The 1,754-nt window shown below is 68.1% G+C and carries 1 protein-coding gene; it reads right to left on the reverse strand.

Translation table 11 applies throughout. The features are described 5' to 3' along the window. Nucleotides 1–1,650 (reverse strand): DEAD/DEAH box helicase (locus tag G6021_RS05325; protein WP_182640796.1); only part of this gene is annotated, 1,650 nt, incomplete at its 3' end. Between the last annotated feature and the right edge of the window lie 104 nt (nt 1,651–1,754).

Raw genomic sequence — 1,754 nt, forward strand, 5'->3', positions numbered from 1 at the left:
GGCGGGCGGACCGGAGTCCGGTCGGATGTCGATCTCCGAACCGGCGACCCGGATCCCGCGCATCGATTCGATCTGATCCCGGGACAGACCCGCCGGGAGTTCGACGATCGAGTGATCGAAACGGATCGAGATACGTCCGATGTCGCCGCCACTGAGTCCGGCCTCATTGGCCAGGGCGCCCATGATGGATCCCGGCTTGACGTTGTTCCGCTTGCCCACAGCAATCCGGTACTGGGCCATGTCCTTGCCCGTGCGCGAGGGACGGGGGCCGTCCGAGAAGTCGCGGCCCGGCCGCTCGCGCCGGTCATCCCGCCGGGTGTCACGCGGGTTGTCCTGCCGTTCACGTCGCGCGGGACGCTCCGGCTCTCGCATGAGGAAGTCGGCGGAATTGCGGGACTGCGTGGCGAGTGCGGCGGCGATGTCGGCCATCGAGACGGAGTGCTCGTTGGCGTACTCCTCCACCAGCCGGCGGAACATCGCCAGGTTCGGATCATCGAGGCTCTCGGTGATCGACTGCCCGAACTTCGCCATCCGCATCTCGTTGACATCATCCACGCTCGGGAGCTGGATCTCTGTCAGCGGCTGACGCGTGGCCCGCTCGATCTGGGAGAGCATGCGACGCTCCCGCGGGGTGACGAACAGCAGCGCCTGCCCGCTGCGGCCGGCGCGGCCCGTACGGCCGATCCGGTGCACGTACGACTCGGTGTCGTGCGGGATGTCGTAGTTGACCACGTGGCTGATACGGGGCACGTCCAGACCACGTGCGGCCACGTCCGTGGCCACCAGGATGTCGGTCCGACCGTCCTTGAGTGCCTCGATGGTCCGCTCCCGGAGATTCTGCGGGATGTCGCCGTTGATCGGCGCAGCAGAGAACCCGCGCGCCCGAAGCTTCTCCGCGAGCTCCTCCGTGGCCGACTTGGTCCGGACGAACAGGATCATCGCGTCGAAATCCTCGACCTCGAAGATCCTCGTCAGGGCGTCGAGTTTGTCCCGGTGATTGACCAGGACGTAGCGCTGATGGATGTTCGGGGCGGTGGAGGTCTTGGAGGCGACCTTCACCTCCGCCGGGTCGGTGAGGTACTTCTGCGAGATGCGCCGGATGGCGGAGGGCATGGTCGCCGAGAACAGGGCGACCTGCGTGGTCTCCGGGGTGTCGGAGAGGATCCGCTCGACGTCCTCCTGGAAGCCCATCGCCAGCATCTCGTCGGCCTCGTCGAGGACGAGATGGCGCAGACCCGACAGATCGAGCGTGCCCTTCTTGAGGTGGTCGATCACGCGGCCGGGCGTACCGACGATGATCTGCGCACCCCGCCGCAGACCGGACAGCTGGATCCCGTAGGCCTGACCGCCATAGATCGGGAGCACGTTGACCTGCGGCATGTTGGCGGAGTAAGTGATGCACGCCTCGGCGACCTGGAGCGCGAGCTCACGGGTGGGCGCCAGAACGAGCGCCTGCGGGCTCTTCACCGCCGGGTCGATGAGTGAGAGGATCGGCAGGGCGAAGGCCGCGGTCTTGCCGGTGCCCGTCTGTGCCAGCCCCACGACATCACGGCCCGCCATCACCATCGGGATGATGGCGGCCTGGATCGCGGAGGGGACCTCGTACCCCACGTCCTTGACCGCCTGGGCGACGGCCGGGGCCAGCCCCATGTCGGCGAACGTGATCGCGTCACCGTCGCCGGCGTCGGCGTCGGGCGCGCGGTCCACCGACTCGCCCCTGCGGGGCGTGCGCTGGTCCGCCTGCTCCACAGCGG

The organism is Dietzia sp. CW19 (assembly GCF_014145265.1).
GTDB classification, from domain to species: Bacteria; Actinomycetota; Actinomycetes; order Mycobacteriales; family Mycobacteriaceae; genus Dietzia; species Dietzia natronolimnaea.